A 15,552-nucleotide genomic window follows, 5' to 3' on the forward strand; every position below is an offset into this window, starting at 1 on the left:
TGAATGGTTTGTATTACATAGAATTAGAGAAATGCTGAAAGACAAAACATCACAAATGTTGGGCGAAAACAATATGGTAGTAGTTGACGAAGCTTATGTTGGTGGTAAAAAAGGGAACAGGTCTTTAAACAAAAAGCGTTCGTCTAAGGACTAAACTATTATGAACCATGGTAAACCCTTTAAAGATAAAAAAGTAATCGTAGGGCTTATCTAGCGAAACGGAAACGTAGTTTTAAAGCATGTGCCCAGAGCTCATACCGATAATATGGTTTTATTTATTGAAAAGAACGTTCTTAAAGGGTCAACTATTTATAGTGATGAAACAACAGTCTATAGTAAACTGCATAAAACGTATACACATGATAACGTTAAGCACTCAGTATTTATGTAGATGGAAATTACACATTAATACTATTGAGAACTATTGGAGTGTTTTAAAGCGTGGATTATATGGAATATATCACCAAGTGAGTGATAAACATATAAGCCGTTATTTAGATGAATATGCAACGAGATTTAATACTCGTCATTTATCAAGACATGAACGTTTTGATAAGTTTTTAGTGGACGTAGAAAGTATATTGAGTTATGAGTTATAAGAGACTTGCTAATAATTGACCTTAAAGTGTTAAATTACATAGTTAAGTGGTATTATTTTTGTAGTTTAACAGAATAATGTACCTTTGCACAGCCTTTAATATGAAAGATAATATTGCAATTATTATAAATAGTCTCTTATATATTCTTAATAAGATAGACGACAGAACAACAGATACTCATCAGTTGTTCAAAATTCTTTATTTCGCTGAAAGAAAACATTTATCTTTATTTGGAAAACCAATTACAGATGATAGTTATGTAGCTATGAAATTTGGACCAGTACCTTCTAACGCCTTTAATATCATTAATTGTTGTAAAGGAGATTCCTTTTTAGATGAGTCAATAATTGAAGCTTCAAAATTAATATCAGTTAGTGGTTATAAAGTAACAGCTACAAACGAAGCAGATAATGAATGGTTATCGGATTCTGAAATGAAATGCTTAGACGCATCTTTTGAAGATAATATTGAATTAAACTTTAAACAATTAACCGATAAATCACACGATTCTGCTTGGGATAATGCATTCCATTATATGGATAAATTAGAAATTGCAAAAGCAGGAGGTGCTGATGAATCCATGCTGAGCTATATTGCTTCCAAAGACGAATTGAAAAACATTAGGTTTTAGTGAGGTTAGGAGATTATTTTTCAAAAAAAGAAAAAAAATCTCTTTTACTACCAGAGGGAATTGTACTTGGTACTGTTTTAAGGGCTTTTGTTGATTTTACGAACCCTCCAAAAATAAAAAGATTTATTGTTATTGGTTTTAATGAGGACAACATAACGTTAGCTTCTGTATTAATTAATTCCGAACTAAATCTAAATGTAAATTATAACTCAGAGTTACAATCGCACCAAATACCTTTAGAATGTGAAGGAAAGGAATATCTTTTAACCGATTCCTATGTTGACTGTTCAGAAATACACAATATAGAGAAGCAGACAATAGAAGAAAGTCTACAAAAGGATCCACACACCGCTATTGGTAAAGTTGAGAAAAAAGAACTAAACACTATTATAAGAACTATCATAAATTCAGAAGTAGTTAAAGGTAAGTATAAGAGAAAATGCGGATTGTTTGATTATAAATTTGAAGATGAATAAAAAAACGAATCAAAAGCCATAACCATAAGAAAAGGCTTTAAAAATGATCATTTTATTTAGTTCAATGCTTATATCCACGAGTTATAAACAGCATGTAAAAACACTCAGTCTAATTTTGATTTTCTTCCAAGTTTCCAATGTAACAAAAGCCCAGTACTAAATATTGTGTTTACAGTATTTATATTGGAGTGGAATTGAAGCCCCATTGAAAAACGCTTTCCAGTTCTAAATCGAATATTACTTTGTAGGACTAAGCCAATGGTGTTGTTCTTGTCTTCATTGTAGCTATATTCATATGTTGTAAATGAAAACCCGCCACTATTCGTTCCTGATCCAGGTATTTTTTCGGGAGTATTTATAGTATGAGAAAAATAGCTCAATCCACTATAGAAATCGAAATAAAGCCATTTACCCTCTCTTAGTTCTTTACCATAAAGTATATCTATTTCATGAAAACTTTCTACTTTAGAAGGACCCAATACTGAAACTACAAATTCACTTCCTGTCAAACCAAAAAGTTTATATATATCCTTGTCCTTTTTTAAACTAATATCAAGACTTGCTGCGAGACCACTTGTATGATGATCAAAATAGATGTTAATAGGAGAAAACGAAATACTGTAAAATGCTAGTTTAGAATCTGATTCTTGTGAATAAGCGAAAACACAAATAAAGAGGCAGGCGCATAGAACTCTGATTTTCATAATTAAAAAGTTTAGTGAATTTAAATATCACTAGATTTTTAAAAAGAAATGTCCTGAAAACAGCAAAGTGCTGATAATAGGACACATTAAGTTATGATGTGCTGTGTTCTGCCCGATACTCAGAAGGTGTCTGATTCGTGAATTTTTTAAAAGCACTATAAAAACTGGATTTCGATTTAAAGCCACTCTCTAATCCTATTGCGATTATAGTATAATGAGCAAATTGAGCATCCGTTAATACCGCTTTGGCATAATTGACACGGTATTCGTTGATGAGGTTCGTGAAGTTTATATTTTCATGAGTGTTGATGACCTTAGATAAATGACTAGTACTAATATTCATAGTTTTAGAAACCTCGTCAAGAGACAAATTTTCATTTAAATAGAGCTTGTTAGCTTCAATATGTAAACAAATGTCATCAAAAAGCTTAGATTGGGAGTCTGTTTTATGGGTAGTTGTATCACTTGTTTTATCAGTGTTTATATTTGTCTTATTAACAAGGATCTCTTTTCTAAGCTGGATCCTATCTGTCATAATGTTATAACGTAAAAAACCTTGGTAGCCAATCCAATACAGTAACAGGGAGCTGCCCACTCTTAAAGGATAGTAAAAGTTTTTTTGAGGTATCTCGAGATAGAAATTTGAAAATATTGCAATGAGCCAGAAAATTAAAACCAGACTACCTAAAACCATAAACTGTTGCAACCACTTAGTGTCATCGAATGATAAGGCGTATTTATAGTTGTAGCGTTCCTTATAGATAATATTGTATGATTTATAAAATATATAGAAGGCTACTAAAGCATTTGTTATTTCTTCAAATCTTGTGTAGCTATTTATTATGTTCGCGTTCGTTTCGTTTAAGTAACAGAAGGTGATTAGCGTGAGTCTGATTATAATTTCTACCAAAAACAAATAACAGACACTCTTAATATAGTTCTTATATTTTTTTTCAATTAATAAAAAATGAATTAGAAAACTGTAAAATGTAGGTACAATAAAAACATACCACGGCACTTCTAAATATTTTATAAAATACCATGAGGATGAATAGCCTTTTGCAATTAACCAGGCCTGTAGGTTATTTAACGAGATGCTTAAAACGACAAGGTTTAAAAAAAGTATGGCTTTGCTTATTTTTTTTTGACGACGATACGTTAATGTGATACAATTGAAAAGTATACCATGTACAGCTCCGGTGATTAGCAGTAGGTTGAATATTTTATCAGTCATGTTTGCTATTAAGTTAGCGTAATATAAATGTAGTAAATTTTAGCTAACATTATCATATGTAGTAGGGAGGACGTTAATTTTGTTTAAAATCTGTAACATTTTATAGATGTATGCTACCTATATATAAAGCAGCTTTTCTTTTTTTAACTGAGGCATTTACAATTCAGTTGAAACTAATGAGACACTAAGAATTTGCAAGTTCTTAATTGGAGTCTCTATTCAATTCATTACATGTTTAATTCCGAAATTATTCGGTATAAATCTAAGAAATTATGGGAGCATTAGCTATGATAACGGTTATTCGAACTAATAAGAGTATGTTATCGAAACGACGGGAGAAAGAACTAAGTTTTGTGCATACCAGCACAGAAAAAGCCGAGTATGACTTGCCTAAGGCAACAGCTGAAACACTTCAGGGAATTCGCGAGACCCTCCAAAGAGAAAATAAAAGTAGAAGGTTAAAACGACTGGTAGCGATTGGAGTAGTAGGCAGTCTATTAGTGACCCTACTTTTTTATTTTAATTAAAAGATGTCGCTTGCACAACACGCGCTATTTTTTAATCAAAAAAGTCCTATTAATAGTTTTCAATAGGACTTTTGTTTTAGGTGTATTTTTCTACACTGTGATTAACGCAATACTTCTTTTACACGCTTTACGGCTTCCTTAATTTGCTCTTGTGAAGCAGCATAACTTATGCGAATACAGTTGGGGTTTCCAAATGCATCACCAGTAACAGTAGCTACTAAAGCTTCTTCTAATAAATACAAAGAAAAATCGTTAGCATTATTTATTGTTTTTCCCCGTAAGGTCTTTCCAAAGAAAGAAGAAACATTTGGAAATACATAAAAAGCACCTTCCGGAATATTGGTTTGAAACCCTTCGATATCATTTAATAACTCAAGTACTAAATCACGACGCTCTTTAAATTCGTCAATCATATATTTTACAGTACTTGGCTCAGCATTTAATGCGGTGATCACTGCACGTTGTGCAATACAATTTGTTCCGCTGGTAATTTGCCCTTGCATTTTGTTACAAGCACGTGCAATCCAGTCTGGAGCACCAATATAGCCAACACGCCATCCCGTCATTGCAAACGCTTTAGAGACGCCATTAACGGTAATAGTACGATCAAACATACCTGCTATACTAGCCATGCTTGCATGTGGTTTTTCTGTATAGTTGATGTGTTCATAGATCTCATCTGATACGACGTAAATGTTTGGATGTTTTCTTAACACTTGCGCTAAGGCTTCTAGTTCTTCTTTACTATATATAGAACCACTAGGATTACAAGGAGAACTAAACCAAAGCATTTTTGTTTTTGGAGTAATGGCAGCTTCTAATTGAGCGGCGGTCATTTTAAAATCATTGTCTATAGCGGTTTGCACTTCTACAGGAACGCCTTCTGCTACCTTAACAATGTCACTATAACTTACCCAATACGGACAAGGTAAAATAACTTCATCACCTTTGTTTAGCATGACCTGCGCTACGTTATACAACGATTGTTTAGCGCCAGTGGAAACCACAACTTGTGGTAACGTATAGGTTAAGCCATTGTCACGCTTAAATTTAGTGATAACGGCCTCTTTTAATTCTACATACCCATCTACTGGTGAGTACGAATTATAATCGTCATTAATCGCTTGAATTGCTGCGCCCTTAATAAAGTCTGGAGTATTAAAGTCTGGTTCACCCAGACTTAATCCAATAATATCTTTGCCTTCGGCTCTAAGTTCTCTTGTTTTTGCTGCCATAGCTAAAGTGGCAGACGTGGACATATTTAGTATACGTTCAGAAAGTGGTTGGCTCATTAAAATGTAGTAGTTATGCTTGTAAAGCAGGTTTCATTCCCATATCTCTTAAGTATCTAAAATGGGCGATAATGGCTTTACGTGTTGTTTTATATTCGTTATATGGTAAGTTAAATTCTTTTGCAGTTTCTCTTACAATTTCTGAAATTTTACCATAATGAACATGGCTAATATGTGGGAAAATGTGATGTTCTACTTGGTGATTCAAGCCACCTGTAAACCAGTTAACGATCTTGCTTTTTGCACCAAAATTAACAGTTGTTTTTAATTGGTGAATGGCCCAAGTGTTTTTCATGGTGCCATTTACTTCTGGCAATGGCATCTCGGCTTCATCCATAACGTGTGCCAATTGAAACACAACACTTAAAATAAGCCCAGCGGTATAATGCATGATAAAGAATCCTAATAAGATTTTCCACCAAGCCATATCTAAAATTAACATTGGTAATACAATCCACATCGCGATGTAGATGATTTTAGAAATCACTAATTTACTCCAGTTCGCAACAGGATTGGGAAATTCACCATATGATAACTTACGTTTCATAAAGCGTTTCATTTGTTGCCAATCTGTAGTAATAGCCCAATTTATAGTTAATAACCCGTATAATAACACCGAGTAATAATGTTGGAATTTATGGTGTTTACGCCATTTAGTGTGCTGTGAAAAACGCAAAACACGTCCAGCTTCTAAATCTTCATCGTGACCATGAATATTGGTGTAGGTATGGTGTAGCACGTTATGTTGTACTTTCCAATTATAAACGTTTCCAGCTAATATGTAAATGCTACTTCCCATTAAACGGTTAATCCATTCTTTATTAGAAAACGAACCATGGTTACCATCATGCATTACATTCATGCCTACACCAGCCATGCCAACTCCCATAATTATAGTTAATAGTAATTGTGCCCAGCCAGGAATATTTAAAGTTAGTATTAAAAAATAAGGGGCTAAAAACAAAGTAAACATTACTATGGTTTTAAGCCATATTTTCCAATTACCAGTTCGTTTTATATCGTTGTCTTTAAAGTAAGAATTCACACGTTTATTAAGTGTTCTAAAAAACTTTGCAGAATCTGTTCTAGAGAACGATAATGTTTGTCTTGTCATAATATGTGTTTTGTATGATAGTGCACAAATGATGCCAATCATATTTGCGTCAAAGATAATTAATTAAAACGTGCCAACTTATATAGAAAATCATAAAATTATGCTTCTAAAAGTCTTATTTTTGCAAAAAAAATAAATAATGGAGCTCATTTTAAAATATTTCCCTAACCTTACTGAAGACCAGATAGATAAGTTTTCTAAGTTATCTGCGTTATATCACGATTGGAATCTTAAAATAAATGTTGTGTCACGTAAAGATATTGATGAGCTATACCTGCGTCATGTATTGCATTCATTAGCCATCGCAAAAGTAATCACCTTTAAAAATGGGGCTAAAATTATGGATGTAGGCACGGGTGGTGGTTTTCCAGGGATTCCTTTGGCTATTTTATTTCCAGAATGTGACTTCCATTTGGTAGACAGCATCGCTAAAAAATTAAAAGTAGTCAATGAAGTTGTTGAGGGTTTAAAGCTTGATAATGTGGAAACAACTCATTCTCGGGTAGAAGAGATTAATGATGCCTATTATGATTTTATTATAAGTAGAGCGGTTGCAGCCATGCCAACTTTTGTGCACTGGATAAAAGGAAAAGTGGCTAAAGATCAAAATCACGAACTTAAAAACGGGATTCTCTATTTAAAAGGCGGTGATTTGACTGAGGAGCTACAAGCTTATGAAACAGCAAAAATCTATGCCATTTCTGATTTTTATGACGAAGCTTTTTATGAGACTAAAAAAGTGGTGCACTTACCAATAAAATATAGAGGTTAACAGATTAAAACAGTTGTTTTTTAGCCTGCTTAATTTAGTGTTAAAACCATTATATTTAAATTGGGTTTCATTAATTTTATGTAATTTTAAGTACCATGGCAGATATTAATGATAATATAGAATTACCATTCGTGATTAAGATCGGTTTTAATAAACTGCTGTCTTACTATGAGACCTTGTCAGAAAGTGATGATGAGTTTCTTGCGGCAAAAGCAAGAAGGGTATTGAAAGTGCAAAAGAATATCCCAATATTACGAAATGGTTTTACTCAAATCTCAAATCTTAGTAAATACCAAAAAGAGATTGATATTATTTTGCAGGATTCTTTTAGCGAAATATTGACAAAAAATGAAATTAAAACCGCTTCGGTTCCTTTTCATAACATTGTTTTTAATTCTTCAGAACGGTTTCGAAATATCTTAAATGCAGCAGGTAAAGATTTTGAATTACAAATACGGAACATGCCGGATGATTCTAGATACATCATTGCCTGTACTATTATTTTAGACTATTGTTATAATTTTAAAGCAAACCATACACGGCCGTTGTATTACGAAATTCCGGATGCTTCTGGGATTGTAAAAACGTATAAAATCCTATACAATGCAGATTTTATAGAGATAACACCCAACAAAAATACCAAATCAATAACCAAGGCGGATTATAAAGAATTACTGGATAATTTTGATAATATTAATTTATGGAAAGAAAAATTTCCTCCAGGAAGTTATGACTTTAATGGCTTTGTTATTTCTAATATATTCGACATAACCGCAGATCAGTCTATTTCAAATATAAAATCGAGCTTAATAGCGAAAGAGAAGCGGAAAGACGAACGGTTCATGTCTAATTTCAAATCTATTTTTCAATCTTTTTTAGGAATGAATGACTTGGAGGTCGGTTTTTCTATCTATAATCAAAGAGCGGATGAATTGATGCCTGTTTACGATGCAGGAGTCGATAGTTTTTTACTAGAAACAAATGCCAAAGCTAAAGACTGTAAGAAAATATTTTGTCGGGAGTCATATAAAACATTATTTAAGGATAAAACATTCTATTCTGTTTCAGATATTGATAGTTTTAATGCAAAGGCTGAAGGTCACCCATCACAAATTACAATACTAGGTGGAAATGGCTACAAGAGTATGATTTTGGCACCAATAGCAGATGGAGATGATTTAATGGGTGTGCTGGAATTAGTATCAAAAAAGAAACGCGCTTTAAACAGTGTGGTTGCCAATAAACTAGTAGACGTCATGCCTTATATAGCTGCTGCTGTTAAGCGCTCTCGTCAAGATGAAGAACATTTAATTGAGGCGGTTATTCAACGGGAATGTACAGCAATCCATACCAGTGTAAAGTGGAAATTTGAAGCAGCAGCGCGTACGTTTTTAATCGATCAACAAGAACATGGCGAAGAGGCTTCTTTTGGCAAAATAATATTTAGAGACGTTTATCCATTATTTGGTCAAATAGATGTCAAAGGCTCTTCAGATGCTAGAAATCACGCCACGCAGAAGGATTTGGCGCTTCAGCTCATGCTTATTGAAAAAATAATTAAAAAAGGATTTGAAACTGAAAAACTGCCGATTTTTGAAAAACTGAAATTTGAAATCGATAACCTTTCAGAAGAAATAAATAATAATTTCAAGGTAGATAGTGAGCAAAGAGCGACTTCTTTTTTTAGAAATGAGATCGCACCACTTTTTAAATTTCAGCTTGAGAATAAATTAGATTTAAAAGCGCTTATTGAAGATTACCATTCTAAAATTGATGGGAATTTAGGTCTTATATACTATTATAGAAAAAATTACGATGATACCATCATGCTCATTAATAAGAACATGTCAAGTGTTATTGATAAGGAGCAAACAAAGGCTCAAAAAATGTACCCGCATTTCTTCGAGCGTTTTAAAACCGACGGTGTAGAGCATAATATTTACATCGGTGAATCAATTACAAAAGAAGATTCTTTTAATGTGATTTATTTGTACAATTTGAGATTGTGGCAGTTACAGGTGATGTGTAAAATGGAGAATGAATTTTATACCAATCGTGATAAATATCCACTATCGCTTGATGTAGCTTCTATGATTTTAGTGTTCAATCAGCCACTGTCCATACGTTTTAGAATGGATGAAAAGCTTTTTGATGTAGATGGAACTTACAATGCACGCTACGAAGTTGTTAAAAAGCGAGTGGATAAAGCAAATATAAAAGGCACAGAAGAACGTGCTACTACACAGGGAAAAATAACGATTGTATATTCTCAAAAAGAAGATGAAATAGAGTATTTACAATATGTAAAGTTTCTTCAGTCTAAAAAGGTTTTAGGTGATACGGTCGAAATTCTAGAGCTACAAGATTTACAAGGGATTACAGGTTTAAAAGCGATTCGTGTCAATTTATTATATAAGAATAACAAAAAAGAGAAAAAGGAATTTTATACCTACGACGATTTAATGAAAGAGCTTAACGTTTAGCGACAATATAAGTTGCTTTATTTTCAGAGAGAAACATGCTTTTTATCGTTCGATTTTCAGTGCTAACATTTGAATCAGGTTCTAAAACATCTTGAATATTTTCACCTGGATTGTTCTTAATCGCAATACCAAAAGCAAATACAGAGACTATAATGCCAGTCATAAACACAGTATAGGTAATGCGTAATATTTTGTACTTTCTGTTTAATACGACACCTAAAAAATATAAATCTTTAGTTAGTGATTTGTAAACATAGTCTTTGTCTTTAAGGAGTTCTTCTACAGCCCATTCATATTCCTTTAATTCCATTTTATGGAAATTTCCAAAGAATGTTAAATTCACTTCTTTGTTTTCAACATCTTCTTTTGTGAATTCCCCACTGGTCACATTTGGGCGGGTGGCAATAATAGACATAATCATAGAGATAACACTAAAGAGTGTGAATATAACTGTTGGCCATGTTAAATAAGGATTGGTGTCTAACTTTGATATTAAATTTGCTAAAACCACAGAAATAATAATAGCGTTTACAGAGAGTAAGATGTTGGCTTTTGTATCTGCGATATCACTTAGTTTTATATGGTTTCTTAAGGCAACACGATAAAACGTTTGTATCCCCCGTTCTGGGCTCTCATTTTTGTATTGGGCTTTGTATTTTGCTTTTAGCTTTTCTTTATTGTCTTTAGCCTTTTTCTTTTTTTTCGTTTTTATTAGCTTGGCTAAGTTTTTATCTTTTTTAGATTTCCAGTTCTTTATTGCATATTCAGTGTAATATCTATGTTTCTTTGAGAGTACCTCGATATTCTCATTTAGCCATTCTTTCGATGTGAAGTTTTTTACTTCACACAATTCATATTCTTTACGTAAAAATTCACTGGCTTCTTGAAAGTAGTCTTTAGCAAAATGAGAAGAGTCAGCATCACGAATTATTTCTTCCAGATTGTTTTGAGGTTCAGAGTCAAATTTAGTAGCCTTAATACAAGTGCTTACAGCTTCAATCGTTTTGGGGTCTACTTCTTCGGCTGTTAGAAAGTCTGTGGCTATTCTCGCGCTTACCTCTTCGTGACCTTCTCGCTTTTCTATATAACCCACATCGTGTAATAACGCTGCTAATAATAATATTTCTGACTCGTTAACATTAATTTCAGAATTTTCAATAATTTCTTTTGTACTTTTGAATACTCTTTTGGCATGAGTGTAGTTGTGATATACTATGTTGTTACTCAGTTTATCCTTTAAAAGCTCTAGCACAAATGCATCCGTCTTTTCAATAATGTTAGCCATAAAATAAAATCTGTTTAAGAGAAGCAAATTACTAAAAATTAAATCAATCAATTGACTCTATGAGTAAAAATAACATAATTCTAACGTTTATAACTTTATTGATTTTTTCAAGTTGTACTACTTTTAAGGCACAGTACAGAGACGTAGAAAAAGCGCTTACACCGCTTCCAGAAAAAGAAGTTAATCGCAAATTTTATCTTATTGGTGATGCAGGAAAGTCTCCTAAGGATGGTATGTCTCTTGGTTTAATGGCCTTTGAAAAACATGTTGCGAATACAAATACCGAAAAGGATTATGTTGTTTTTCTTGGGGATAATGTTTATCCCGATGGCTTAGTTAGAAAAGAGCGGAATGGTAGAGAAAACGCTGAAAACGCACTTAACGCACAAATAAATGCTGTAAAAAATTTTAAAGGAAACACTGTAATGATTCCTGGAAACCATGATTGGTATACAGATGGTGTAAAAGGTCTTAAAAGAGAAGAAAAGTATATAGAAGAAGCACTTGGTGAAAATTCATTCCAGCCTGAAAATGGTTGTCCGCTGGAAAGCATAGAGATTGGTGATAAAATACAACTCATAGTTGTCGACACACAGTGGTATTTAGAAAATTGGAACCATTACCCCACGATTAACGACGAGTGTGAAATTAAAACACGAGAGCGTTTTTTTCAGGAACTCGAAGGAGAATTAAAAAAAGCGCAAAACAAAAGGGTCGTTTTTGCAATGCATCATCCTATGTATACCAATGGAACCCATGGCGGATTTTTTGATGCCAGTAAACATCTTTTTCCAACACAATCAGACATTCCCGTTCCTGTTTTAGCGTCATTAATAAAGCAAGTAAGAACGCAAGGTGGCGTCTCTATTCAAGACAGATATAATCAGCGTTATAACGAACTCATGAATCGCATTGAAACCATGGCTTTAGAATATGATAATATCGTGTTTGCTTCTGGTCATGAACACTCTTTACAATACATAGAAAGTGGCGGGATTAAGCAAATAGTATCTGGTTCTGGTTCTAAAACATCGGCTGCTACTTTAAGTCATAGCGGTCTTTTTTCAGTTGGTAAGAAAGGCTTTGCTGAGCTTACTGTTTTTAAAGATGGAAGTACATGGGTAAGCTTTTATATTTCAGAAGATGGGAACCCAAAATTAATGTATACTAAGGAAGTATTACCAAAAACAAAGGATGTTTTTGATACAGAAAACTTGCCAGATACCTTTCCAGCAACTGTAGATGCTTCTATTTATACAAAACTGGAAACAGATAAATCTAGCGTATATGAGACATTGTTGGGAGATAGATATAGAGACTTATATAGTAAGAAAATCAAAGCGCAAGTTGCAACTTTAGATACACTTTACGGCGGTTTAGAAATAGTAAGAGCAGGAGGTGGGCACCAAACACGTTCGTTAAGATTAAAAACTAAAGATGGTCGGGAACTAAATATGCGTGCTTTAAGAAAAAGTGCCACCCAATACTTGCAAACAGTATTGTTTAAAGAAACCTATGTTGAAAATGATTTTGAAAAAACAAAAATTGAAAATTTAGTCCTTGATTTTTATACTGCAGCACATCCCTATGCTTTTTTTGTAGTTCCAGATTTGTCTGATGCGGCAGAAGTCTATCATACCAATCCAAAATTATATTATATTCCTAAGCACAAATATTTAGGCGATTACAATGCAGCGTATGGCGGCGAGCTTTATATGATAGAAGAGCGTCCTGAAGAAAATTATACTGACGAAAGAAATTTTGGTTATGCAGATGATATAGAAAGTACGCATGATATTATACAGAAAGTAAGAGAGGACGAGAAATATAAAATAGATGAAAACTCATACATAAGAGCACGTTTGTTTGATATGCTTATAGGCGATTGGGACAGACACCAAGACCAATGGCGTTGGGCGCAATTTAATCAGGAAAACGGAGATAAATTGTTTAAGCCCATTCCAAGAGATCGCGATCAGGTGTTTTCTAACTTTGATGGTGCTTTATTAGACATTATGAAATTACTTTCTGGGTCAACCAAGCAATTACAGGTTTATGACAGTGAATTAAAAGACATAGAGTGGATGAATAGTGCTGGGATTAAACTGGATAGAGTATTAATACAAGATTCAGATAAGGCCGCTTGGATGAAGCAGGCTAAATACCTACAGGATAACATCACAGATGAAGTCATTACTAAAGCGTTTTCAAAAGTACCAGTGGAAGCACAGGATAAAACCCTTGCTGAAATCCAAGAACTTTTGAAAGGGAGACGTTCTAATATGTTAGATATCGCTGAACGGTATTATAACTATTTAAATGAATTAGTTATCATAACAGGAACTGATAAGGATGATTATTTTGAAATTAATCGCAGTGGTGATAACGAGACCAACATTAAAATCTCACGAATAATAGATGGTAAAAAAGGAGAGGTCTTAGTTGACAGAACGTTCAATAAAGATGTCACTAAGGAATTATGGGTTTATGGTTTGGATGATGACGATGTTTTTGAAGTCACAGGTAAAGCTAATAATCTTATATTCACAAGAATTATTGGAGGTCAAAATAACGATACCTACATCATAAAAAAGGGAAGACGTGTTCGCGTTTATGATCACAAATCTAAACCCAATACCATTCAGGAAAATAAAGGTGCAAAAATAAATTTTACAGATATTTATAATAATAACTTATTCGATTTTAATAAGGGTATCGTTAAAACGAGCACTATTACTCCAAGTGTAGGGTTTAATCCAGATGATGGCATCGCTTTAGGAGTGTCACTGGTTAAAACAACTAAAGGATTTCAACGTAATCCGTTTTCACAACAGCACCGGTTTAAAGGGGGGTTTTTTTTTGCCACCAATGGTTTTAGCATAGATTATAATGGAGAGTTTGCTAATCTTTTTCAAGAATGGAACCTACATGTTGCAGGCCAGCTTACCAGTGAAAACTTTACAAATAATTTCTTTGGTTATGGGAATGAAACTGAAAATAACGATGATGCTTTAGGTCTGGATTTTAATAGAGTGAAAACCAGTATTTATAAAGCCAGTATAGGCATACTCAAAAAAGGAAGTTTTGGTAGTGATTATGGTTTTAGATTTCTTGTAGAAGGCATAGAACTAGGGGAAACACCAGATCGTTTTGTCGGCGCTTTTATGCCTTCCATTTTAGATAATGATTTTTATACTAGACGTTTTTTTACTGCTGTAGAAGCGAATTATAATTATGCCAGTTTCGATAATAAAATTGTGCCTACGCGAGGCATGACTTTTAAATTAAACACCGGAATAAAAACAGAACCAGAAGAAACTAAAAACACATATGGTTATCTTAATTCCAGCTTAGGTTTTTATAATGCATTAATTACCAATAGAAAATTAGTCCTGAAAACAGATTTAAGAGGTCAGGTAAGAATTGGTGATGATTTAGTTTTTTATCAGGCAGCAAATATTGGGGGAGATAATGGATTGCGAGGGTATAGGACCGAGCGTTTTACGGGTAATCACTCATTAGTTGGTAGTGCAGATGTTCGCTATAGTTTTAAATCATTCAGAACAAATACCTTACCATTACAAATAGGTATTTTTGCTGGAGGAGATGTTGGACGCGTTTGGACTAAAGACGATTTTTCAAATAAATGGCATAACGATTACGGCGGTGGTTTCTGGGTGTCTGCAGCAGATTCCATTCAAGGAACTTTTAATTTCTTTAATAGCACGGAAGGTTTGCGGTTTTCTTTTGGATTTGGAATGAGCTTTTAAAAAAACAATGGATAATAGAAAGGTCGCCATAATAATTGAGCAGGTATTTAGCGTCTCCACAAAACAGCTTTGGAGTGCTATTACCCAAAAGGATGAAATGATTCAGTGGTTTTTAATAATATTACAGAATTTAAGCCTAAGGTAGGTTTTGAGACTGCTTTTTTGGTGTCTTCAGAAGAAAGAGATTTCACACACCTTTGGAAAGTTACTGAAGTAATGCCTAATAAGAAAATAGCTTATACATGGCAATATAAAGAGTACTCAGGTAAATCAATCTCAAGCTTTGAAATTTCTGAGGATAAGAATCAATCTACATTGAAAATTACCTGTACTGGCTTAGAAACATTTCCAGACACTATTCCTGAATTTTCAAGAGAAAGTTGTGAGCAAGGTTGGAGTTATTTTATGAATAGACTTAAAGGGTATATTGAAAATAAGGCCTAACTTGACAACTTAGCTTTTATTGTTAGCGTCACTTTTCTTAGGCGCACTATTTTTTATAGATAAAAGCTTTTTAAGCCCCAAAAGAATCACTTCTGTGAGCTCCGTGACCATAGGCTTCAAATCAGAAAACAACAGTATTATAATGCTTAAAACTTAGCGTATGCAACTCTATAGTTTGTATTTTATGTGCTAAATTTGCCGATACCGTCTAAGTAATAAGA

Annotated in this window: 13 protein-coding genes and 1 pseudogene; 9 read left to right on the plus strand and 5 right to left on the minus strand. The window is 33.4% G+C overall.

The annotated features are described in order from the left end of the window. Nucleotides 1-31 precede the first annotated feature (31 nt). From GQ46_RS18070 to GQ46_RS12460, 4 genes and pseudogenes are all read left to right on the plus strand, one after another. On the plus strand, nt 32-154 hold the full coding sequence (locus GQ46_RS18070) for a hypothetical protein (protein ID WP_255350638.1): 123 nt from the start codon (nt 32-34) through the stop codon (nt 152-154). A 75-nt stretch (nt 155-229) separates the two neighbouring features. After that, a pseudogene (locus tag GQ46_RS18145) lies at nt 230-599 on the plus strand (transposase); the annotation flags it as partial. A 76-nt stretch (nt 600-675) separates the two neighbouring features. Continuing rightward, nucleotides 676-1,230: a Panacea domain-containing protein gene (locus GQ46_RS12455; protein WP_082041759.1), complete on the plus strand. Its 555-nt coding sequence runs from the start codon at nt 676-678 to the stop codon at nt 1,228-1,230. Beyond that, complete coding sequence (locus GQ46_RS12460) at nt 1,230-1,706, plus strand: hypothetical protein (RefSeq protein WP_052503478.1); 477 nt, start codon at nt 1,230-1,232, stop codon at nt 1,704-1,706. The genes GQ46_RS12455 and GQ46_RS12460 overlap by 1 nt, the downstream gene beginning before the upstream one ends. 104 nt (nt 1,707-1,810) lie before the next feature. On the opposite strand, the gene GQ46_RS12465 is transcribed toward GQ46_RS12460, so the two are convergent. Next, the gene (locus GQ46_RS12465) at nt 1,811-2,410 is read right to left on the minus strand and encodes a hypothetical protein (RefSeq protein WP_044402514.1); all 600 of its coding nucleotides are present in this window, start codon (nt 2,408-2,410) and stop codon (nt 1,811-1,813) included. Nucleotides 2,411-2,501: 91 nt separating this feature from the next. Further along, nucleotides 2,502-3,644 (minus strand): AraC family transcriptional regulator, encoded by a 1,143-nt coding sequence (locus GQ46_RS12470; RefSeq protein ID WP_044402517.1) that lies wholly within the window; start codon nt 3,642-3,644, stop codon nt 2,502-2,504. 272 nt (nt 3,645-3,916) lie between these two features. Here GQ46_RS12470 and GQ46_RS12475 point away from each other — a divergent pair, with 272 nt between their 5' ends. After that, on the plus strand, nt 3,917-4,171 hold the full coding sequence (locus tag GQ46_RS12475) for a hypothetical protein (RefSeq protein ID WP_044402520.1): 255 nt from the start codon (nt 3,917-3,919) through the stop codon (nt 4,169-4,171). 101 nt (nt 4,172-4,272) lie between these two features. Here GQ46_RS12475 and GQ46_RS12480 read toward each other — a convergent pair whose 3' ends face one another. Further along, complete coding sequence (locus GQ46_RS12480) at nt 4,273-5,463, minus strand: pyridoxal phosphate-dependent aminotransferase (RefSeq protein WP_044402523.1); 1,191 nt, start codon at nt 5,461-5,463, stop codon at nt 4,273-4,275. 13 nt (nt 5,464-5,476) lie between these two features. Next, entirely contained in the window at nt 5,477-6,577 is a 1,101-nt protein-coding gene (locus GQ46_RS12485) for an acyl-CoA desaturase (protein WP_044402526.1), read from the minus strand. A 139-nt stretch (nt 6,578-6,716) separates the two neighbouring features. Between GQ46_RS12485 and rsmG the strand changes: the two genes are divergently transcribed. Both rsmG and GQ46_RS12495 read left to right on the plus strand, forming a co-directional pair. Next, a complete protein-coding gene (gene rsmG / locus GQ46_RS12490; RefSeq protein ID WP_044402529.1) occupies nt 6,717-7,349 on the plus strand; it encodes a 16S rRNA (guanine(527)-N(7))-methyltransferase RsmG in 633 nt (210 codons plus the stop codon). Between the two features lie 95 nt (nt 7,350-7,444). Continuing rightward, complete coding sequence (locus GQ46_RS12495) at nt 7,445-9,832, plus strand: cell surface protein (protein ID WP_044402532.1); 2,388 nt, start codon at nt 7,445-7,447, stop codon at nt 9,830-9,832. On the opposite strand, the gene GQ46_RS12500 is transcribed toward GQ46_RS12495, so the two are convergent. After that, complete coding sequence (locus GQ46_RS12500) at nt 9,822-11,117, minus strand: Pycsar system effector family protein (protein ID WP_044402535.1); 1,296 nt, start codon at nt 11,115-11,117, stop codon at nt 9,822-9,824. The two genes, GQ46_RS12495 and GQ46_RS12500, sit on opposite strands and share 11 nt — an antisense overlap. 59 nt (nt 11,118-11,176) lie before the next feature. Here GQ46_RS12500 and GQ46_RS12505 point away from each other — a divergent pair, with 59 nt between their 5' ends. After that, complete coding sequence (locus GQ46_RS12505) at nt 11,177-14,887, plus strand: metallophosphoesterase (RefSeq protein ID WP_044402538.1); 3,711 nt, start codon at nt 11,177-11,179, stop codon at nt 14,885-14,887. A gap of 105 nt (nt 14,888-14,992) precedes the next feature. Next, complete coding sequence (locus GQ46_RS12510; RefSeq protein WP_052503479.1) at nt 14,993-15,331, plus strand: SRPBCC domain-containing protein; 339 nt, start codon at nt 14,993-14,995, stop codon at nt 15,329-15,331. Nucleotides 15,332-15,552 lie beyond the last annotated feature (221 nt).

It is taken from the genome of Lacinutrix sp. Hel_I_90 (genome assembly GCF_000934685.1).
In the GTDB taxonomy this organism is placed as follows: Bacteria; Bacteroidota; Bacteroidia; order Flavobacteriales; family Flavobacteriaceae; genus Lacinutrix.